The organism is Rhodocytophaga rosea, from assembly GCF_010119975.1.
Classification (GTDB): domain Bacteria; phylum Bacteroidota; class Bacteroidia; order Cytophagales; family 172606-1; genus Rhodocytophaga; species Rhodocytophaga rosea.
This window is the reverse complement of record NZ_CP048222.1, coordinates 789,403-810,009: the sequence shown is the minus strand read 5'-3', so window position 1 is coordinate 810,009 and position 20,607 is coordinate 789,403. Positions and strand designations below refer to the sequence as shown.

The window sequence follows — 20,607 nt, the reverse complement described above, 5'->3', positions numbered from 1 at the left end:
TGATAATTTTCACAATTGAAATGTATCAGGATTACACTTCTGATAGAATATACTTCATGTATGAAGGTACATTTGGCTATACTTATAATAATAGTATCATTTCTTTACTTAATGCCTTTCCTGTTAACTGGTTTTGTTTGTAATGTGTAATATTCTCTGTTTCTGCCTTTCATTACAGTCCATTTTATGGCAAATTTCAAAATGTTATGTAAGAGAGATATTAAGAAAACGTTTTGTATTTTATCTATATATATGGTGTACATCAAGCCAGTATTCTGTTATTTTTGTGAATCACTTCAACCCATCACCAACCTAACCAACCCATCGTATGAAACAAAACCTTTTACCGTTTCTGTTGCTTAGCTTTATTCTTTGTATAGGAATCAGGCCCGGATATGGCCAAGGCGTAACCACCTCTGCTATGAAAGGAATTGTACTGGATGCTAATGGCGAGCCTTTGCCGGGTGCTTCAGTAGTAGCTACCCACATTCCTTCCGGTACGCCCTACATAACCGCCACCCGTCCGAACGGGCAGTACGATTTGCTGAATATGCGCATTGGCGGCCCCTATGAATTAAAAGTATCATTTGTTGGGTTTAAAACTTATAGTCAAAATGATATTCAGCTTACATTGGGTAAAACCTATGAAAGCCGTATTTCTCTGGTGGTAGAAGGGCAGAATCTGGAAGAAGTCGTAATACAGGGAAACCGGGATGCTACCATCAACAACGACCGGACAGGCGCTTCTACCAACATCAATAGCAACTCATTGCGTACTTTGCCTACCATCAGCCGTTCTTCGGAGGATTTCACCAGGTTAACCCCACAATCCAGTGGTTTGAGTTTTGGTGGCAGAAATTCTTTATATAATAATTTTTCGCTTGATGGTTCTATTTTTAATAATTCTTTCGGCCTGGATGCACCCACTCCAGGCGGGCAAACCAATAGCCAGCCCGTTTCGCTCGATGCCATTGAACAGATTGAAGTATCCCTGGCACCCTATGATGTGCGGCAGGGTGGATTTACCGGTGCCGGGGTAAATGCTGTAACCAAAAGCGGAACCAACGATTTTAAAGGCACGGTGTATACCTATTTTCGGAACGAAAAACTCATTGGAGATAAAGTAGGCGATGTGGAAATTACCAATCCCGACCTTAAATTCAACCAGACTGGTTTTGCCCTGGGCGGACCTATCGTAAAAAACAAACTCTTTTTCTTTACCAATGCCGAATTTACCCGCCGGGACGATCCAGGCCAGACTTTTCGTCCGGCGCAGAGTGCAGCCGAAGCACAGGCGGCTTTAAACGGACAGGCGCCTGGTGTAAGCCGGGTTCTGGAAAGTGACCTGGTTGCCATCCGCCAGCGGTTAATAGATCAATATGGCTATGATCCGGGTACCTATCAGGATTTTATTTACAAAACCTATAGTGATAAATTCCTGGTCAAGCTGGACTGGAATATAAATAAAGGCAATACATTTTCTATCCGCTATAATTACCTGAAAAGCTGGCGTGAGCAAGGTCCGCACCCGATAGCTATTGCGCCTTCCTTACGGGTTCCTTCGGTAAATACGCTGCAATATTCTAATTCGGGCTATACCATCAACAATAACCTAAATTCACTCGTGGCTGAACTCAATAGTAATTTTGCTTCTAAATTCAGTAATAAGTTGCAGGTGAGTTATTCGGCTTTCCGGGATTTCAGGGAATTGCCTTCCAGCAAAAGGTTCCCCATGATTGACATTACCCAGAATGGCACAACCTATACTTCCGTAGGTACCGAGCAGTTCTCCGCCAACAACCTACTCGACCAGAACATATTCCAGGTAACTGATAACCTGAGCTATTTTGCCAACAAACATATTCTCACCGGTGGTTTTACCTACGAGCAGTTTAAGTTTGTAAATGCCTTTAACCTGCAACGTTTTGGCTATCCCTTCTTTGGTGGACTGGATGTAGCCCGTTTCTTTGAGGTAACTGATCCTAATAACCCTGATTATGTAGACCTGAATGCGGTTTCGCAGGCTGGTGGTACCAGGCCGGTAAAATCGGTGGATGTAAATGTGGGCCAACTGGGTTTATATGTGCAGGATGAATGGCAGGTCCAGCAAAACTTCAAACTGACTTTCGGTTTACGTGCCGATCTGCCTATTTATAATACCGATGTGCCCCAGAATGAACAAATTCTCGCTGCAAACTTTGTAGACCCGGAGGGTAATCCCGCGAAAGTAGATATAACTAATTTTCCCAAAGCCACACCGCTATGGTCGCCCAGGTTAGGATTTAATTATTCTATTAATGGAGATTATACGACCCAGATCCGGGGAGGAACAGGTATTTTTACCGGACGTATCCCATTTGTATGGGTGGGTAATCAGGCTTCCAATGCCCGTTTTGATGATTTTTATACCTTCCAGATCAATGGGACAGCCAAAGACTTTAAGTTTCCGCAGGTATGGCGTACTAACCTGGCCATCGATCAGGTATTGCCGGGAGGAATTACGGCTACGGCTGAATTTATTTATTCTGAAGACATGAATGCCGCTATTCACCGCAACTACAACCAGGTGGTACCTACCGAACGGGCCAATGGTGCCGACAACCGCCTGATCTATCCGGAAACTGGCCCCAGATTAAATACAAACTTTACCGGACCTAATGGCATAGGCACCTTTCTGGATGCTGGCGTAATTGTGCTGGAAAACACCAATAAAGGCCACCAGTATAGCCTGACGGGACAATTGCGGAAAGATTTTACCAGCGGATTATACCTGATGGCAGCCTATACTTTTTCCAGGGCAAAAGATGTAACGTCTAATCCCGGAGAGATTGCGGCAGATGCCTTCCAGCGGAATCCGGTCATTGGCAATTCCAATACGCCTTCTCTGGCCTATAGTGATTTTGGCTTGCAGCACCGCATTATTGCCGCCCTTGGCCACCGCTTTGAATACGGAAAATATTTTGCCACTGGCATCAGTTTCTTCTTTGAAGCAGGGCAAGGCAGCCGTTTCTCCTATACCTATGCCGGCGATATGAACCGGGATGCCATATTCGGTAACGACCTGATTTTTGTGCCGTCCAGCCAGGATCAGATTACATTGGTAGATATAAAAGACGCACAAGGAAATATCATTTCCTCAGCCCAGCAGCAATGGCAGCAACTCAACTCCTATATCGGGCAGGATGAGTATTTAAGCTCCCGCCGGGGACAGTATGCCGAACGTAACGGAGCTATTAGTCCCTGGTATACGCAGCTGGATATGAAAATTCTACAGGATTTTGCACTGAATGCCTTAGGTAAAAAACACACCTTTCAGATCAGTTTTGATATTCAGAACTTAGGAAATCTGATCAATTCTAACTGGGGTGAACGGCAGATTTATGCCAACAACCGTCCACTGGAATTTGCTGGCTACCTGGCTGGTACGGATACACCTACCTATCGTTTCAGCGGAGGCGACCGTACTTTTGTAAACGATACCGGACTTAACAGCCGGTGGCGGGCACAGATTGGCTTGCGGTATATTTTTGATTAATGTTTTATTAGGAGTCTTTGGATAACTACTTGTTTTACCAAAGACTCCTAAGTTAAAAACGGTTTGGCATTAATGGTTAGGGTAATACCTTATATTCAAATGGTGAAGATAAATTTTTAGACAAAGGCATATAATATATTTTTTTGCTAAAAATAAAACGAGAAAAGCAATGTCAGATTTTGTATATGAAGGACGCTGGCGTAAACTTAAGGAGAATACATAGATTACCCTTATATAGACTCAACCCAACCTATGCGATTGCTCTTTTCTCTGCTTCTTTGCCTGCTGTTAAATGCTGCTGATCTTTATGCACAGGATACTGTTGCAGTTCAACCGGCAGATACGGTTGCCCTACCCAGTGATACCATCCGCAAGAAGAATACTATTTTCAGAAGGATAGCTACCGATGGGAAGCTTACTTTTTTAACTATTGTGCATACCTATGCCAGGCCTTTTCACTGGCAGAAACGGGATTTCCTGCGGGTGGGAGGTGCTTTGGCTATTTCTGGTGCAGCCATGTTCGTAGACAAAGACATCTACAGTTTTATGCAGCGTAACAGGAGTGGGGCACTCAATGAACTGGAAAAAATAGGCGATTTTCTGGGGCAGCCGGAACACAATTATCCCTTTATGCTTACCCTCTGGGGAGCTGGGGTATTGCTGAATAATGACTGGCTCCGGGATACAGGAATTATGGTAATTGCTTCGGTTTCTACGTCTGGTTTGTTGCAAACTCTTGCCAAAGAAGTTGTAGGCAGGGGCCGTCCGGCAGCCAACCGGAGTCCCTTTACTTTTAAACCTTTCAGCAACGATGCGGCCTATCATTCTTTTCCCTCCGGACATACTATGCTTTCGGTGGCCACTTCCTGGATTCTGGCCAGGCAGGTGAATTTTGTGCCGCTGAAAGTGGTATTTTTTGCTTTACCGGTCATTACCGGGGCATCCAGGGTATATGTGGGCGCACACTGGTTTTCGGATATATTACTGGGCTCAGCTTTGGGCATTGCCTGTGCAGAAAGCGTACTGCGGATTTATCCGGCTCTGAAAAAGAAGCATAATAAGTTTGCTTTCAGTCTGGCACCGAATGGTAAGGGGATTAGTATGGTGTATAAGTTGTAATTGTGTCTCCACAATACTTTGTAGAAAATACATTTTGCGAAGAAATCTGTGTCTTCACGGCCGGACGGGCATCGCTTTTGCATCGTTCCCTCTATACAACCCGCACAAGGCCCATGCTGACCCAAAGGTTGTATAAGGTGACTCCTACAAAAGATGTAATAAATACTCTCATAGAAATCAATTAATCAGCATCTTTTCAATTTCTGCCAGTTCTTTTTCTAGTTCATTCAGCTTCTGAAGTTTGCCGGTAGCAATGGTATAAATGGCGTATTTTTCTTTTTTGTATTCTTCTCGTTCAGAACTGCGGTCTTTGTAGGTAATGAAGATTTTGGAATAGTTATTTTGAAATTCATATCTGACAAGATCTATATTCCGGGTAACTTTTGTTAAGTTTCCTCCAGATAGGTCAGAAATATATAAGTCTTTGTGATCACTTACATTTAAAACGCCATCTTTGTTCGAATCCTCAAAACCTATCAGGTAGGTGATAAGTTTTACAGTTGTATCAGGCTTATCATCTCTTGAATGGTTGGAAGGAATTTCGTAATCTGATATAAACCCTTTCTTATTCAATAAGCGGCGGATTACTTTATAATCCTTATCCAGGAAAACTATGTTAAGGCAATTGTAAATACTGAAGTTGAATGATATATCTCCTGCCGAACCTGCAGTTTCTTCAACCTTTCTTGCCTGTTCATAAGTAAGAGCAGATATCACAACTAATTTATTGGTAGAGTTTCTAATACTTTGAGGAGCATCATAACTTAATCCTTGTAAAATCAGACTGTCTTTCTTTGCCTGCTCTAATTTTTCGCCAACAATAATATCATCTTCATAATTAGTAGCATAAAGGTCATCTGTTGAGTAGATAATGTTTGCCATTATCTTGTCACCATATTTTATGATCACAAACAATATTATCAGCAGGAACAGCGCTACAATTAATGTGTTGAATACCCTTAAATATTTGATCATTTTCTCAAACATATCTATAGATATTAAAGGTTGTAAGCGAAAAAAAATAGCGTAACCAGACTGACTACGCCATTTTATTGGATGATCAATTATAAGTATTACAGATTTCTGATCCAGATATTACGGAAACTGATCGGTTTGCTGGGATCATTATGGTCCTGCAATTTTATGGGACCTTTGCCATGTTTGGTGTATTTAGGCAAACCCACATTCGGGGTATTTCCAGTGAGCGTAAAGTTATTCTGAATCACAATGCCATTCTGGATCACCGTAATCCGGGCTGGAGAGTGTAAAGAGCCATCTTCCTTAAAACGTGGTGCCGTATAAATAATATCATATACATTCCACTCTCCTGGCTTGCGCATGGCATTCACAAGCGGAGGCGATTGTTTGTAAATACTGCCTGCCTGGCCGTTTACATAGGTGCGGTTATTATACGAATCCAGTAACTGCACTTCATAAATACCCTGCATAAATATACCACTATTGCCCCTGTACTGGCCTTCCCCCTGAATATCGACTGGTATTTTAAATTCAATATGCAACTGATAATCTTCAAAGGTTTCTTTGGTTTCAATATCGCCGGTACCTTTTACCACTGTAAATACGCCGTCAGATACGGTCCACTTGGCTTCTCCATCTTTGCCTTTCCACTTAGACAAATCTTTTCCATCGAATAATACCATCGCATCCGATGGGGGAGGAACTACCCAATTGCTGGGTACAGCACCTGGCGTTACCACTTTCGGAACCGGCTCATAATATTCTGTCATCTGAGATTTCATGGGCATGGGTTCCGGTACCTGTGCCTGCTGGTTCTGGGCATATGCACCGGTGAAAAATGCCAGTCCAGAAAGTAAAAAAAATGGTTTTAGCAGAGATATGTGTTTATGCATGATTGGAACAGCGTTAAAATAGGGTTCAATGTGTTAGATACGTTTGTTCTAAAAAGAAACAGGTTTGAATGTTAATTTTCCATTCAAACCTGCCTGAATAAATTGATTATAGTTCCCTTAGCCAGATATTACGGAAACTGATGGGTTTGCTGGGGTCGCCATGATCCTGTAAAGTGATAGGCGCTTTGCCATGCTTTTTGTAAAAAGGAATGCCAATATATGCTGTATGTCCTCTTATCTCTGCATTATTCTGTACCAGTACACCATTGTGAATGACTGTAACCCTGGCTGGTGAGAACAAACTACCATCCTCTTTAAAACGGGGAGCCGTATAGATAATATCATATACATTCCACTCTCCCGGCTTACGCATAGCGTTTACCAAAGGTGTTTTTTGTTTGTAAAGGCTACCGGCCTGGCCATTGGCATAGGTACGGTTGTTATAGTTATCTAATACCTGTACTTCGTACCAGTAATCGCTGGGTTGTTTTACTTCCTCACTGGGGTCCTGCAAAAATACGCCGCTGTTGCCTCGTGCCTGGCTTTGCCCCTGAATATCGGATGGAATCTGCCATTCAATATGCAACTGGTAATCTTCAAACTTTTGCTTGGTAGAAATGTCGCCTGTGCCTTTTGCTACCGTAAATACGCCATTTTCTACTTTCCATTTGGCTTCGCCGCCATCTTTTTTGCTTCTCCACTTTGAGAGGTCTTTGCCATCGAATAACACAATGGCATCCGAAGGAGGAGGCATCATCTGGTTGGCGGGCATGGCGCCAGGTGTAATTACTTTTACTTCTGGTTCCCAGAACTCGGTCATCTGGGGTTTCATGGGCATGGGTTCCGGTACCTGTGCCTGTTGATTCTGGGCATGGGCGAAGGAAAAAAGAGATAAGCCAATCAGGGACAGAATTGGTTTTACAAAGGATATTGGTTTATACATGCTTTCAAATAAGAATATAAGTGAACTGTTGTAGAATGATAAAAATGACTGCACTTGTCTTACTTATTATACCTTAACAAAAGAGTGTTGAATTTCTTCTGATATACTATAATAAGTAAGACAGGCTGAATTTAAGCAGGCTTTCTCTATAAGTTTCTAATCCAGATATTGCGGAAACTAATGGGTTTGCTGGGGTCGCCATGATCCTGTAGTTTGATGGGACCTTTGCCATGTTTGGTATATTTAGGCAAGCCGATATAAGGCGTATCGCCCCTGATTTCAAAATTATTCTGTACCAGTACGCCATTGTGTAATACCGTGATTCTGGCTGGAGTAATTAGCGAACCATCTTCCTTAAAGCGTGGTGCCGTGTAAATAACATCATATACGTTCCATTCACCAGGTTTACGCATGGCATTTACCAGGGGAGGTGTTTGTTTGTAGATACTGCCTGCCTGGCCATTGGCATAGGTGCGGTTATTGTAATTATCTAATACCTGCAGTTCATAAATACCTTGCATGAATATACCACTATTGCCCCTTCCCTGGCTTTGTCCCTGAATATCCTGTGGGATACGCCATTCGATGTGCAGCTGATAATCTTCAAAAGTTTCTTTGGTTTCAATATCGCCGGTGCCTTTGTTTACGGTAAATACGCCATCCGCTACTTTCCATTTAGCTTCCCCATCTTTGCCTTTCCACTTGGAAAGATCTTTTCCATCGAATAACACAACGGCATCCGATGGAGGAGGCATGAGCTGATTACTGGCCATGGCTCCAGGCGTAACTACCTTAACCTGCGGTTCCCAGAATTCAGTCATTTCAGGCTTCATGGGCATAGGTTGGGGTACCTGGCCCTGACTTTGGTTCTGGCCCATACTTTGAAAACTACCAGCACTGCAAAGGGTAAATAATAAACAGGACAGATTTCTCTTGTTAAAAAAATGTAAATACATAGGTTATTAGGTAAAGGATTAAGTGTTCAAATTTTTAAGAAAAATTCATTACTTACTAAGCATTAGTCAACAGTCATTGGGCAATGTTGTGAATTCATAGCAAAATAGTAGTTCAATACTTAAATATATTTGTGTTGATGCCTAACAGACCATTCACCACTGACTATTCACTAATCTAACTCATGAGCGGCAGTTTCCAGCCATTGTGATAATTCGCCTTTAACAGTTCATTGGCTTTGGGATCGTCTTTAAACTGTTGTTTTTCGGCATCCCAGTATACTTTGCGTCCGGTTTTGAAGGCAATATTACCCAGGTGCGCATTGATAGCCGTATTGGCAGCGGTCCATACATCACAATTGGGTTTCTGACGGGTTTTAATACATTCGATGAAATTTTTAGTATGGCTGTCCAGCCCTCCGTCGGCACCTCCTCTGGCTTGCACCGGAATAGCGGCTGTTTTGTATTCGTTGTTTTCTATTTCCGGAAATACTTCCCATTTTGCTCTGTCTACCACCAGCGTACCCAGGTTTCCGATAAACGCCACGCCATGATCGCGGTTATAGGGACCGATATTAATACCAACGGCATGTTCCCAGATCATCGAGAAATCGTCAAACTCATAAATGGCTTGCTGTGTATCCGGAGTTTCCATGGCACCAGTTGGATAGGCAAACTTTCCGCCCATCGATACCACTGATTTTGGACCTGCGGCTTTCATGCCATAGAGTACCATATCAATCAGGTGAACACCCCAGTCGGTCATCAGGCCGCCGGCATAATCCCAGTACCAGCGGAAATTAAAGTGAAAGCGATTGGGGTTAAATGGCCGCTTTTCTGCAGGTCCCAGCCACATATCATAATCTACGCCTGCTGGTGCCGGCCCATCTGGTTTTGGTTGTATTTCTTTCATCCAGCCCATATAGGCCCATGATTTTACCAGCCTGATTTTACCCAGCTTACCAGACTGCACATAGTCTATGGCCTTTTGCCAGTGCGGACCACTTCGCTGCCATTGGCCTACCTGTACCACTTTGTTATATTTTTTGGCCGCATCCATCATCACCTGGCATTCTTCTACAGAGTTAGCCAGAGGTTTTTCTACATATACATCTTTTCCGGCTTCACAGGCATTTACCATGGTGAGGCAGTGCCAGTGATCGGGGGTAGCAATAATGACCGCATCTACATCTTTGTTTTCCAGCACCTTGCGGAAGTCTTTGTATTGAGTTACTTTTTTGCCGGTCATTTTTTCCAGTTCTGCCGAACGGCGGGTGAGTACATTGTTATCTACATCACATAAGCCTACAACTTCCACTTCGGGCAGTTTCAGATGAGAATTTAGATTTGACCAGCCCATCCCATTACAACCGATCAAGGCAATCTGCACTTTATCATTGGCGGCCGTTTTTTTCTTCGGATTATCGGCCAGGGCATCTACTACCGGCAGGGAAGCCAGCCCGGCACCAGCGGCAAGTTTGGAAGAACTGGCTAAAAATTGTCGTCTGGAGAAATTTTCCATAATCTTAACAGGATAAAATTATAAATTATTAAGAAGCCTTAAATGTACAGAAATTTGTAGTAAGATGAATTTTTACGGGTGAATTTTACACTTTTGGCAGCTGCCATCCATTATGGTAATGTGCTTTGGCCATCTCCTCGGCTTTGGGATCATTTACGATTACATTTTTTGCAGAATCCCAGAATATCTTTCTGCCCAGGCGGTGGGAAATATTGCCCAGTTGGGCACAAATGGCAGTATGTGCGCCTATTTCTACATCGCCATTGGGCTTTTGCCGGCTTTTAATACAATCAACAAAGTTTTTGGTATGCAAATCAAGGGTATTTCCCTGAACCGGATGGGGCGGCATCATATCAGTGAGGTATTTACCATTTTCTACTTCCGGGAACACTTCCCATTTACTCCGGTCAGCAACCATGGTTCCTAAATTTCCAATAAACGCCACCCCATGATCTCTATCATACGGTCCACGGGCAATCCCTTTGGCTTGTTCCCAGAGCAGCGTAAATCCGTCAAATTCATACACTGTTTGCATGGTATCAGGCGTTTCATCGGCATGTTCAGGGAAGCCCAGTTTACCGCCCAGCGACTGCACTGATTTAGGAGTACTTACCTTCATTCCTTTCAAACCCATGTCAATCATATGCACACCCCAGTCGGTCATCAGGCCGCCGGCATAGTCCCAGAAATAGCGGAAACTGCCATGAAAGCGGTTTTTATTGAATGGCCGGTCAGGTGCCGGGCCCAGCCACATTTTATAATCTACCCCAGCCGGAACGGGTTCATCTGGTACTGGTGGAAATTCTTTGCCATAGCCCATATACGCCCATGCTTTCACGGTTCGGATTTTACCCAGTTTGCCGGATGTAGCATAGGTGAGGGCTTCATCAAAATGCGGTCCGCTGCGTTGCCACTGACCTACCTGTACCACCCGGTTGTATTTTCTGGCAGCGGCTACCATAGCCAGGCATTCTTCAATCGAATTGGCAAGAGGTTTTTCCACATATACATCTTTTCCGGCTTCACAGGCATACATAGTTTGCAGGGCATGCCAGTGATCCGGCGTACCGATAATGACAGCCTGAATATCCTTACGTTCGAGCAGTTTGCGAAAATCCTTATACAAAGCCACTTTTTTTCCGGTCTTTTTCTCCAGTTCAGCCGCCCGGCTGTTGAGCACAGAATCATCCACATCACAAAGCGCCAGACATTCTACATCCGGCAATTTAAGTATGGAGGTAAGGTTAGCCCAGCCCATATTTTTGCAGCCAATCAGGGCAATATTGATTTTTCCGGCGGCAGGCTCAGCCTGTGTCTGTGTAACAGGAATAGTAGCTAACCCAGCACCAGCCAGTAAGGTAGAAGATTGAATAAGAAAGGAACGGCGTGAGGGGGCTGCCATAATTGAAAATGGTTTAGGTGAAAACAGATTATCTGCACTTGAAAGAATAATCCTGCTTATCAAATCCTAAATATATTATTATATTTTTTGTTTTAAAAGTGATATTCAAATTGAGTAAGCCCTGTTTTTCATTAGCATTAAACAGGAAGAAACAGGAGTAAAAATATAGTTTGAGTAAGTCATCTACTAATCTGTTTTATCCGCTGACGGTTATATATGCTGCTGAAAAATAGTACAGTACTCTACCCGTCTTAGTATGTTTAAACTGAAGAAAATTTTATAAAAAATACCGGAAATTAGGTATTTTTTTCCTCACCACTTTTACTGAACTTGCTTTCATAAACCCCGCCTGTATGACAAAAATTTTACTGTATATAATAGTTTTTGTATGTCTGGTACCGCTAGCAAGAGGGCAGACAGTAAGCGGTAGCGGAGGCAGAAACTCGACCAATAGCACCCTTAACTTATCCTGGCCTATTGATCAACCTGCTGCAATACGAGGCAGTTCGCCGCACTTAATTATCAATAGTGGCTACCAGCAAAGTAATCTGCTTGTGCTTCCCATGGCACGTGAATCTGCTGGAAAACTGGCGGATATCGAGTTATCTGTTTTTCCTAATCCGACACAGGATGTGCTACATATAGCGGCAGACCCTTCAGAGCGCTATACAGCTACCATCCGGACTATGAAAGGAGAGCTGGTAAATGCATTTTCAATTATGGGCGAAACAGAAATAGATGTACGCGAACTTACTACAGGCTCCTATATCTTGGCTATCATCAGCCATGACAAAAAAGTCAACAAGAATTTCCGTATCAATAAGATAAAATAATCTGTTCCCACTTTCTTATCGTTTTTCCATACTTTATATAATCTCCGGATGGTTCCTGCTGGCGGATGACGGTAAGTAATACCGGAGCACCAGTTTTTACTAAAATTGCTTGCCCCTGATTTTAATTTTTTCCTGGTAAGTGACAACAAATCATTTTATTTCCTTCCTTTGCCTGTTTATTTAACCACCTTAACAAGTATTATATGGAATATAGAAGATTTGGACGAACCAACTGGAAAGTAAGTGAAATAGGCTATGGCATGTGGGGCCTTGCCGGATGGACAGGTTCCGACGATAAGGAGTCGGAGCGGTCCCTGGATATAGCGGTAGAGCTGGGATGCAATTTTTTTGATACGGCCTGGGGCTATGGGAGTGGGAGAAGTGAGCAGATTCTGGGCAAAATACTCAAGCGGTATCCAGGCAAGCAATTGTACCTGGCTACTAAAATTCCCCCTAAAAACTTTAAATGGCCTTCCAGACGTGGCTATACCTTAGATGAATGTTTTCCACCGGAACATATTGTGGAATATACAGAAAAAAGCCTGAAAAACCTGGGCGTAGAAACCATAGACCTGCAGCAGTTTCATGTGTGGGAAGATAGCTGGGCTACCGATGAACGCTGGCAACGGGCGGTAGAAAAGCTGAAGCAGGAAGGTAAAATTCAGGCGATGGGGATTAGTGTGAACCGATGGGAGCCTGAAAATTGCCTGGCTTCACTCAAAACCGGTTTTGTTGATGCTGTGCAGGTAATTTACAATATTTTTGATCAGGCTCCGGAAGATGAATTATTCCCTTTGTGTGAAAAACTCGACATTGGTATTATAGCCAGGGTTCCTTTCGACGAAGGTACATTAACCGGCACCCTTACCAAAGACACCGTATTTCCCAAGGACGACTGGCGCAGTACCTATTTTGTTCCGGAAAATCTCCATTCGAGTGTTGATCATGCTGATCAGCTAAAACCTTTGTTGCCAAATGGAATGAGTATGCCCGAAATGGCACTTCGTTTTATTCTGAGTAACAAACACGTACATACCACCATTCCGGGAATGCGGAAAGAGCCACATGTAAAATCGAATATTGCCGCCAGTGACGGTAAAGGATTATCTAAAGATGTATTGCAACAACTAAAAGCGCACCGCTGGGATAGAGAGCCTACCGCGTGGTCACAATAGAACAGATATGTAAAAGATGGTATGAAAACCTGCGCTACAAAAGTGCAGGTTTTATTTTTGTTAGAGAATTTATAACAGGCTAAGTTGATAAGAATCAGTTGGTTTAAGTTTAGACTGGTAAGTTTATTTTTCAATTACAAAAGAAATAGATGCAATGCCCTCCCGAACTATATCTACGTTTATTTCTCCATCTATTGCTTGGATTGAATGCAATAGCAGGTGGAGTGATGCTTATTTTATATCCTCAGGGTACAGCTTTAGAAATACCTATAGAATGACTACAGGCAACCCCTTTCAATACCTATCTGATTCCTGGCATAATTCTGCTTGTTTTTAATGGTCTCTTTCCTATGATTACCCTGGGTGGATTACTTATCAGACCTACTTGGAATTGGGCTTGTGAATTCAATATCTATCAGGACAAATACTGGGCCTGGACCTATTCTTTATTTACTGGCATTATTGTTATTATCCGGATACTTGTGCAGCAGTGGCTTAACCCACTATTTCTGGTTGCAGCCTGCCATTGTCAGTATGGGCCTGCTTATTATCTGTACCATGCTGGCCAGGGTAATAAACTTTTCTAAGGTTGATTAACAAAGAAAACAAGAAAAGAAGAATACCAATAAATATTGGAAATTAGGAACTTTCTTTTGCAAATGATCAATAGTGCAGGAATCATTGTACTGTTTTTTGTCAGTATTTTTTAATACTATTCGTACATTCTTTAACACATTTAGACCATTTTGGATTTTACTGAATTTAACAACTGCTTAGAAAATTAATCATATTTTAATCCAATCATATCATTATTTAATTTTGTTTTAATTCCTTCTGTGTGAAAAGAGGGTAACTTTCTAGTGATAGTCAGAATCCCTATCAAGCTAAGTAAGCATCAGCAACGGATCAGTCAGCTAGCTTGGTCCGTTCACAAAAGACCTCAGTGTTGCTGAGGCTTTTTGTTTTGCTTTCCGTTAGTATGGGAGACTATTTTTAAGTATTTGTTCGTCAGTAATGAGAGATTAATACCTTATTGGATATATAGCTATCCGTTATTTTTATATAGATGATTAAACTGTACAGGCATGGAGAGGCACTCAAAATTAACTTCTGAGTATATGGATAACCTATTTAAGCGGGTAGAGCAACAAATAGGTATCTCTAAAAATCTTATTTTAGTAAGCAAAAGCACTGTAGCCCAATCGAGAGAACACTATCAGCATCATGCAGTTGAAACTGAAGTGTACATGGACTCAATGAGAAACAGAAAATAAATAAAGAGCTTCCTATTGGAAAAGTATCAGCTGAATATAGCCTGAATCTTTTCTGGAGTAATGGGTTTAGTAATAAAACCTTTAATAGGATATTGACTTACTTTTTCTTTGTCTTTTGAGTGCGCTGATGAAGTAAGAACAACAATAGATAAATCCATTTGACTTAGCCGCTCATTATGGGTATAGGCTTCTAAGAATTCAAAGCCATCCATCACTGGCATGTTTAGATCTAAAAATAGCAAGGAGGGGCAAAACTTATTTTCTGAACATTCTTTTGTCAGATACTCTATAGCTTCCTTACCATTATATACACTTTGTATCTGAGTGGCAAGCTTTGCGTGCTTGAGCAGGGTAGAGGATATAAGCGTACTTATTTCATCATCATCTACAAGTAAAATGTTTTTAAATGGGTAGTGCGTTGTCATAGCAATGGTGGTATAGTGTTTACACGTAAAGACAATACCAGCCATATCAAAAAGCTGCAAAATTATTTCTTATGATTATCTAATTAGCTTACTAGCTATTTTTTTTGTAAAAAAGTAACAGAGTAGTAAGTAAAGCAGACAAACGTATTTGCTTGAAAAGAGTTGTAGGCAGTAAAGATATATATAAATTAAATAGCCTCTCCTAAAGTATGAGGCCTCTTACCTTAATACCAATGCACTTACGTATTTTGTAGCCCTACATCTATCATTGATCGAAAAGGAAACCACTTTTAGGCATCAATAGCGTATATTCAGATACTATAACTGAATCATTATTAAAAAAAAGAAATATATCTACTTGGATATAGTAAGCAAAAAAAGAGTATGCAGCTGTTAGAAAGCATTAAATGGTATCGAGCCTGGAAAGGAGGTACCTGGTATAAAGTTTATCTCAAGCACCCTACAACGGGTAAGCGTGCCATTGTTTGGGATCACAATAGCGAACCAGTTTATTTTAAAGTCAGATACAAAATTGTAAAAATTGAGCACTACAATAAAAAAGCTTCCTAAATGTATCCAAGCACTAGGCTTATAGTCCATAGAAATGCTGTGACCCTGTTGATCTTCAACCTCTCGACTCGCTGATTAAGAGTCAACTGCTCTACCAACTCTAGCTATAAAGGCACATATGGTAATTAATAGGTAAGAAAAATTAATAATACTATTTAAACTACTTTCTTAACCTGTTTAAACTCACTTTGTAATATTTTACTTTACCGCTAACTTACACATAACACAAAAAAGCCCTAAATCTTGCGAAATAAGGCTTTTATTGTTGACCTACCAGCGATAGAATCGTTTTGTACTTTATTGATATAATGTATCTAAATAATAAAATTTATGGTAAATTAAATTGTACTTTTTTGTGATAAATTAATATGAATATATGGTAAAATTTGGTTTTATTAATTATATTTTTTCTTTGGCATCTTCTAATGATAAGAACCAGTGAATATTTAAACACTCATCCCGGAAACTGCCATTAAAAGATTCAATAAAGGGGTTATATGTGGGTTTTCCAGGTCTTGAAAAGTCTAAAGTAACTTTATTAGAGTTTTTATTAGGTGATAATCAGTGCATTAATTTAAAGTTTGAAAGCAATGAACATATTCCGATGGTATCATTTAATTTATTGGCAATTCTTATCCTGTTTTTACTTCTGAGTATGAAAAACGATTTTATCTTGGCTATTGCGTTTTCAATACCTACCCTTGTTTTTGAATAAGTACAATTTGCCTCTTTTTGATCCCGGGTAAGCGGATGTTTTTTTGAGGCTTTATGGGGAATAAATAACTGCTTGTATTTTATAACTTTTTTTATCCCTAGAAAGCCTAAATCCACGTAAACTTTCATCTTAGAAAAATCAAAACCGGTACATAGTTCTTTGAAAATTGTAAAATCATGCACTTTACCGCCATAGCAGCTACTCACAAAGAGGATACGCTTGTTTTTATCACAAATCAGGAGCCATTTGAGGGCATGTGTTTTTTTTTACCGCTATATTTACTTGCTTACATTTGCTTATCTTGAGGTCTTTCAACGGGTATTTCTGTTACATCGACATAGATTTCATCCACATTTTCAAAGGCTTTATCAAAAGCTGACTGGTCTTTGAAAAGGACGGCTTTGGTGTCTTGCTTTTGGCTTAGGGCCGTTTTTAAGACAGGTTTTAAGCGTTCCAGATACTGACAACGCTAAAAACAGAAAAGCCGAAGTAAAGTCCCATATTCTCCAGCGTAGGATAGGATTTGAAGTAATGCAAAACAAAAAACAGGGCCTCCCTTTTATCAGTTAGGAGGGGTTGTTTATCTGTTAGATAAGGATTTGCTGTCTTTGCAAAATACAATGTGTCGAAAATCAGAAAAAGACTTTCAAATTCGGATAAACTTAGCCCACAGGCGGCTTTGTATTGCTTGTCGGTCTGTAGGTTTTGATAGATACTGGCCATATAAGTAAGAGTACACAATTAAGTATAAGATTTTGGCAAATTGTATCTTTGCTTATGCGTTATATCAAGAAGATTACAGACAAGCAAAAACAAGACTTAGAGAAGATTCATAAAGATAGTAAAAGTTATCAGGAACGTAACCGTTGCCAATGTATACTGTTATCCAATCAAGGCTATCAAGTACAGAAGTTAGCAAGCATTTTTCAAGTAAGTCAGTTAAGTATTTATAAGTGGTTTGATCGCTTTGAGAAAACAGGTGTGGTAGGGTTAAAGAACCAAAAAGGGAAAGGCAGAAAACCCATCCTTACTACCAGTAATGCTACCCATGTTGAAGTAGTGGAAAATAGCATAGAGAAAGAAAAACAACAACTTAAATTAGCTAAGCGAGAGATAGAAGCTAAATTAGGCACGGCTATGAGTGAGATGACCTTGAAGCGGTTTTTAAAAAAATTGACTACCGATGGAAACGTTTCCGTAAATGGATAAAGCCATTGCAAAACAAAGAAGCATATGAGCAGAAAGTCAAGCGATTACATGCTTTGCTTTATTTGGCACAGACAGGCAGTATAGATTTATATTTTGGAGACGAATCAGGGTTTTGCCTTACCCCTTGTGTACCTTATGGATGGATCAAAAAAGGCGAACACGCCCCTATTTTATCCCAAAGAAGTACAAGGATAAATGTATTTGGCTTGTTAAGTACAAATAATGAGTTGCTTACTTATCAGAAAAGTGGGAGTCTAAACGCTGACTTTATCATTGAATGTGTAGAGGCCTTCTCAACATCTATTTCCAAGTTTACTGTCATAGTCTTAGACAACGCCTCCTGGCATACATGTGGCCTATGGGAAGTCAAAAAAGAAGAATGGGAACAGAAAGGATTATACATCTTTTTGCTGCCTAAGTATAGTCCTCATCTTAACAGGATCGAACGATTTTGGAAGCAGGTGAAATATCATTGGCTCAAAGCCGAAGACTATCTGTCTGTAGAAGCGCTTAAGGAGGCACTTTATACCATCTTTTCAGGATTGGGTACTTACTTTAAACTTGATTTTAAAAAACTTGAAGTAGATGAAAATATTATACTTAATTGTGTTTAATTACTTATACACTTTTAAAATATATACTTTAAGTATAATGATCGTCAAGAAGAGACTTGCAGGGTATCTGATAGGTATTTTGCTGATAGGCCTCTGTGCCTTCCCTAATATAGCCCTGAGTCAGAAATCCTCTAACCTTACCAATAGTGCACGCACAAGTACAGGGGTGTACAAAGCAGATGGTACCCTTATCAAATCGCTCTGGATAGCGTATCCTATAATGCCGGCAGCCACACAGGCAACTGGGATAGTAAAGATGATGAAGGCAGAACAGTCACTGAGGGCAACTACCATATCAAACTAGTCAGTAATAATATAAAATATGAGTGGGAAGGCGTGACCGGCAACAACTCCACAGCGATCAGCGGACCTACCAAATGGCGTGTCTGGGATGGCATGACAGGTCTTGGTCCGCTAACAAGGGTAGAGGTAAAGCCTAACTCTTATCCGGATCCTCAAGAAGTGGATGCATTTATTTTAAACTCACTCAATAATTTGACTATCTATATAATATTCAATTTTACTAACCATCTTAGAATGAGCTTGTATAATACATTGCAACCCCGTATGCTGGTTATTAATTTTAATCTTTCATAATAATTTAACTTAGAGGAAAATAATAATATCATATCTTCCCGCTTATTCCTAGCAGCTGCCTTTATAGACTCTGTGTCTCTATTTGGGTTTTCTTTTATAAGTATTCTCTCTGAAACAGCATCTAACAGGGTTATACAACTTAATAATTTATCCATGCTAACATCTGCCACTGCAGAATCATAATTACTTAAGCATACTAGATGCCATTCCTCTAATGAAATAGAAGAATCATCCATATAATAAAGAATATTTCTTCGTACTTGCTTGAAAAAAGTTTCCCTGTATTCTTGTTTCTTTGTTACCTGCCACAGACTCTGAGTATTGACACGGTATTCTAATAACACTTCTGGCAAATGGTACATTTTATATTTCCGGGAGAGTTGCCAGGCTAATTCATAATCTTCTGAATAGGGTATGGTATAATTCCCTATCGACTTAACGGCATCCCGCCTGTATACCATAGTAGGATGATATATCCAACACGAAAAAGTTAAATTGTAATAATAATGGTTCGGAGGAAAATGTGAAGTTCCAATAGGCTGCCTGTCTTCTGTTACTTCCTTAGCCCAACACGAAAATAGAGCACCATCTGGATGAGAATTTATAAAGGCATACTGCTTTTCAAGCCGTTCAGCATAACAAATATCATCTGCGTCCATCCGGGCAATATATTCTGCCTTAGCTAATTCAATACCTCTGTTTAATGTTTCTGTAATTCCCCTGTTTCCATCATTCCTATAAAATCGGATACGTGGGTCGGAAAATGAACAAACAATGGTTTCACTTTCATCTGTTGAGCCGTCATCAATAATCAAAAATTCAAAATTTCTGAATGTCTGATTCAATACACTTTCTATTGCCTCATATAAAAATCGTTCTGCATTATATACTGGCATTAAAACCGTTAGCAAAGGTTTGTCCATATTTCTGCGTATTAGCTCAGTTTTCGATTTATCTTCCGCAAAAGGGTCATTCCCCTTCTAGGTAAAGTATGGGTTACTGCATAAATGAATGGATACCGGTATGGATACAGCACTTTTTTTAACGTTTTATTTATCATCTCATTTTCAATTTTATTTATAGTAAAATAGCGTTTTAGCCATTCCAGAAATTGCTTTCTGTCCTGATAGTATCTTCCACTTTTAAAAGATGACTGTACTAAAGAATTTGGGCGTTGCCGGTACAGATTATGACAACCCGATGATATATAAACTGCTTCATTCAGGTAAAACTTAATTAAAAGAGCCTGATCATCATACATTCCTTTGAAACAGGATTCAAATCCTCCATGCTTTTGTAAAGCGTCCTTCCTGACTAACATACCACAGATACAGGGAGCCGCTCCTTTGCCTAAGGGATATAAATCGAGCATAAGCTGCGGCGGCAAATTTACGCAATCTTGGACTCCCCCTACAGGCGTTACAGTATTCTGATTAGCAGATTCATTCCAGGTATACCAGTATTCTGTAGCCTCGCATACCATTGCAACCTTATGTTGCTGTAATAGTCTGATTAACTCTGCTAACAAGTTGGGTAACCATACATCATCGCCATCCAGAAAAGCAATTAACTCACCGGTAGAACGTTCAATACCTATATTTCGGCTGGCACTGGCACCAATGTTCTGATGCCCCTCATGCTCATAATATATGATTTTATCTGTGTACTTAGCGGCATATTCTTTTGCAATCTGAGTACTACAATCAGTAGACCCATCATCAATAAGCCACATTTCCCAATTATGGTACTGTTGATGTAAGACACTTTCTATGGCTTCCTGTAGGAATTCACCTACATTTAAAAAACACGTTATTATAGACACTTTTGGATTAGCAGAAATGTTCATAACA

Annotated in this window: 18 protein-coding genes and 1 pseudogene; 8 read left to right on the top strand and 11 right to left on the bottom strand. The window is 40.6% G+C overall.

Annotated features, from left to right (window positions below):
- Window positions 1–328 precede the first annotated feature (328 nt).
- The gene (locus tag GXP67_RS03515) at window positions 329–3,535 is read left to right on the top strand and encodes a TonB-dependent receptor (protein ID WP_162441875.1); all 3,207 of its coding nucleotides are present in this window, start codon (window positions 329–331) and stop codon (window positions 3,533–3,535) included.
- A gap of 252 nt (window positions 3,536–3,787) precedes the next feature.
- On the top strand, window positions 3,788–4,654 hold the full coding sequence (locus GXP67_RS03510) for a phosphatase PAP2 family protein (RefSeq protein ID WP_162441874.1): 867 nt from the start codon (window positions 3,788–3,790) through the stop codon (window positions 4,652–4,654).
- A 177-nt stretch (window positions 4,655–4,831) separates the two neighbouring features.
- Here GXP67_RS03510 and GXP67_RS03505 read toward each other — a convergent pair whose 3' ends face one another.
- From GXP67_RS03505 to GXP67_RS03480, 6 genes are all read right to left on the bottom strand, one after another.
- Window positions 4,832–5,641: a hypothetical protein gene (locus GXP67_RS03505; RefSeq protein WP_162441873.1), complete on the bottom strand. Its 810-nt coding sequence runs from the start codon at window positions 5,639–5,641 to the stop codon at window positions 4,832–4,834.
- Window positions 5,642–5,727: 86 nt separating this feature from the next.
- Entirely contained in the window at window positions 5,728–6,525 is a 798-nt protein-coding gene (locus tag GXP67_RS03500; RefSeq protein WP_162441872.1) for a 3-keto-disaccharide hydrolase, read from the bottom strand.
- Between the two features lie 106 nt (window positions 6,526–6,631).
- On the bottom strand, window positions 6,632–7,468 hold the full coding sequence (locus GXP67_RS03495) for a 3-keto-disaccharide hydrolase (RefSeq protein WP_162441871.1): 837 nt from the start codon (window positions 7,466–7,468) through the stop codon (window positions 6,632–6,634).
- A gap of 146 nt (window positions 7,469–7,614) precedes the next feature.
- The gene (locus GXP67_RS03490; protein WP_162447788.1) at window positions 7,615–8,346 is read right to left on the bottom strand and encodes a 3-keto-disaccharide hydrolase; all 732 of its coding nucleotides are present in this window, start codon (window positions 8,344–8,346) and stop codon (window positions 7,615–7,617) included.
- A 253-nt stretch (window positions 8,347–8,599) separates the two neighbouring features.
- On the bottom strand, window positions 8,600–9,943 hold the full coding sequence (locus GXP67_RS03485) for a Gfo/Idh/MocA family protein (RefSeq protein ID WP_162441870.1): 1,344 nt from the start codon (window positions 9,941–9,943) through the stop codon (window positions 8,600–8,602).
- Between the two features lie 85 nt (window positions 9,944–10,028).
- Window positions 10,029–11,345, bottom strand: a complete 1,317-nt coding sequence (locus tag GXP67_RS03480; RefSeq protein WP_162441869.1) for a Gfo/Idh/MocA family protein — start codon at window positions 11,343–11,345, stop codon at window positions 10,029–10,031.
- A gap of 353 nt (window positions 11,346–11,698) precedes the next feature.
- On the opposite strand from GXP67_RS03480, the gene GXP67_RS03475 reads away from it, so the two are divergent.
- The 3 genes from GXP67_RS03475 to GXP67_RS03465 all read left to right on the top strand — a co-directional run bounded on the left by GXP67_RS03475 (window position 11,699) and on the right by GXP67_RS03465 (window position 13,940).
- Window positions 11,699–12,178, top strand: coding sequence for a T9SS type A sorting domain-containing protein (locus GXP67_RS03475; RefSeq protein WP_162441868.1), 480 nt, complete (start codon window positions 11,699–11,701; stop codon window positions 12,176–12,178).
- Window positions 12,179–12,381: 203 nt separating this feature from the next.
- Window positions 12,382–13,353 carry an aldo/keto reductase gene (locus GXP67_RS03470; protein WP_162441867.1) on the top strand — a complete coding sequence of 324 codons (972 nt, stop codon included), beginning with the start codon at window positions 12,382–12,384 and terminating at the stop codon, window positions 13,351–13,353.
- Window positions 13,354–13,703: 350 nt separating this feature from the next.
- On the top strand, window positions 13,704–13,940 hold the full coding sequence (locus GXP67_RS03465) for a hypothetical protein (protein ID WP_162441866.1): 237 nt from the start codon (window positions 13,704–13,706) through the stop codon (window positions 13,938–13,940).
- A gap of 713 nt (window positions 13,941–14,653) precedes the next feature.
- Here the strand turns inward: GXP67_RS03465 and GXP67_RS03460 are convergent.
- The 3 genes and pseudogenes from GXP67_RS03460 to GXP67_RS03450 all read right to left on the bottom strand — a co-directional run bounded on the left by GXP67_RS03460 (window position 14,654) and on the right by GXP67_RS03450 (window position 16,543).
- Window positions 14,654–15,052: a response regulator gene (locus GXP67_RS03460; protein WP_197901642.1), complete on the bottom strand. Its 399-nt coding sequence runs from the start codon at window positions 15,050–15,052 to the stop codon at window positions 14,654–14,656.
- A 972-nt stretch (window positions 15,053–16,024) separates the two neighbouring features.
- Window positions 16,025–16,162: pseudogene (locus GXP67_RS03455) on the bottom strand (integrase core domain-containing protein); the annotation flags it as partial.
- Window positions 16,163–16,183: 21 nt separating this feature from the next.
- The gene (locus GXP67_RS03450) at window positions 16,184–16,543 is read right to left on the bottom strand and encodes a transposase family protein (protein ID WP_232064901.1); all 360 of its coding nucleotides are present in this window, start codon (window positions 16,541–16,543) and stop codon (window positions 16,184–16,186) included.
- 571 nt (window positions 16,544–17,114) lie between these two features.
- Between GXP67_RS03450 and GXP67_RS03445 the strand changes: the two genes are divergently transcribed.
- The 3 genes from GXP67_RS03445 to GXP67_RS03435 are packed head-to-tail and all read left to right on the top strand — an operon-like array spanning window position 17,115 to window position 18,464.
- A complete protein-coding gene (locus GXP67_RS03445) occupies window positions 17,115–17,546 on the top strand; it encodes a helix-turn-helix domain-containing protein (protein WP_162441276.1) in 432 nt (143 codons plus the stop codon).
- Between the two features lie 5 nt (window positions 17,547–17,551).
- Entirely contained in the window at window positions 17,552–18,160 is a 609-nt protein-coding gene (locus tag GXP67_RS03440) for an IS630 family transposase (RefSeq protein WP_232064508.1), read from the top strand.
- A gap of 37 nt (window positions 18,161–18,197) precedes the next feature.
- Window positions 18,198–18,464 (top strand): ubiquitin family protein, encoded by a 267-nt coding sequence (locus tag GXP67_RS03435; protein WP_162441865.1) that lies wholly within the window; start codon window positions 18,198–18,200, stop codon window positions 18,462–18,464.
- 199 nt (window positions 18,465–18,663) lie between these two features.
- On the opposite strand, the gene GXP67_RS03430 is transcribed toward GXP67_RS03435, so the two are convergent.
- The gene (locus tag GXP67_RS03430) at window positions 18,664–19,680 is read right to left on the bottom strand and encodes a glycosyltransferase family 2 protein (protein ID WP_162441864.1); all 1,017 of its coding nucleotides are present in this window, start codon (window positions 19,678–19,680) and stop codon (window positions 18,664–18,666) included.
- An 11-nt stretch (window positions 19,681–19,691) separates the two neighbouring features.
- Window positions 19,692–20,603, bottom strand: coding sequence for a glycosyltransferase family 2 protein (locus GXP67_RS03425; protein WP_162441863.1), 912 nt, complete (start codon window positions 20,601–20,603; stop codon window positions 19,692–19,694).
- Window positions 20,604–20,607: the final 4 nt, after the last annotated feature.

Excerpts from the sequence above, each read along its gene's own strand:
- GXP67_RS03515 (WP_162441875.1), top strand. The coding sequence starts at position 329 with ATGAAACAAAACCTTTTACCGTTTCTGTTGCTTAGCTTTATTCTTTGT.
- GXP67_RS03510 (WP_162441874.1), top strand. The coding sequence starts at position 3,788 with ATGCGATTGCTCTTTTCTCTGCTTCTTTGCCTGCTGTTAAATGCTGCT.
- GXP67_RS03505 (WP_162441873.1), bottom strand. The coding sequence starts at position 5,641 with ATGTTTGAGAAAATGATCAAATATTTAAGGGTATTCAACACATTAATT.
- GXP67_RS03500 (WP_162441872.1), bottom strand. The coding sequence starts at position 6,525 with ATGCATAAACACATATCTCTGCTAAAACCATTTTTTTTACTTTCTGGA.
- GXP67_RS03495 (WP_162441871.1), bottom strand. The coding sequence starts at position 7,468 with ATGTATAAACCAATATCCTTTGTAAAACCAATTCTGTCCCTGATTGGC.
- GXP67_RS03490 (WP_162447788.1), bottom strand. The coding sequence starts at position 8,346 with ATGGGCCAGAACCAAAGTCAGGGCCAGGTACCCCAACCTATGCCCATG.
- GXP67_RS03485 (WP_162441870.1), bottom strand. The coding sequence starts at position 9,943 with ATGGAAAATTTCTCCAGACGACAATTTTTAGCCAGTTCTTCCAAACTT.
- GXP67_RS03480 (WP_162441869.1), bottom strand. The coding sequence starts at position 11,345 with ATGGCAGCCCCCTCACGCCGTTCCTTTCTTATTCAATCTTCTACCTTA.
- GXP67_RS03475 (WP_162441868.1), top strand. The coding sequence starts at position 11,699 with ATGACAAAAATTTTACTGTATATAATAGTTTTTGTATGTCTGGTACCG.
- GXP67_RS03470 (WP_162441867.1), top strand. The coding sequence starts at position 12,382 with ATGGAATATAGAAGATTTGGACGAACCAACTGGAAAGTAAGTGAAATA.
- GXP67_RS03465 (WP_162441866.1), top strand. The coding sequence starts at position 13,704 with ATGATTACCCTGGGTGGATTACTTATCAGACCTACTTGGAATTGGGCT.
- GXP67_RS03460 (WP_197901642.1), bottom strand. The coding sequence starts at position 15,052 with ATGACAACGCACTACCCATTTAAAAACATTTTACTTGTAGATGATGAT.
- GXP67_RS03445 (WP_162441276.1), top strand. The coding sequence starts at position 17,115 with ATGCGTTATATCAAGAAGATTACAGACAAGCAAAAACAAGACTTAGAG.
- GXP67_RS03435 (WP_162441865.1), top strand. The coding sequence starts at position 18,198 with ATGATCGTCAAGAAGAGACTTGCAGGGTATCTGATAGGTATTTTGCTG.
- GXP67_RS03430 (WP_162441864.1), bottom strand. The coding sequence starts at position 19,680 with ATGGACAAACCTTTGCTAACGGTTTTAATGCCAGTATATAATGCAGAA.
- GXP67_RS03425 (WP_162441863.1), bottom strand. The coding sequence starts at position 20,603 with ATGAACATTTCTGCTAATCCAAAAGTGTCTATAATAACGTGTTTTTTA.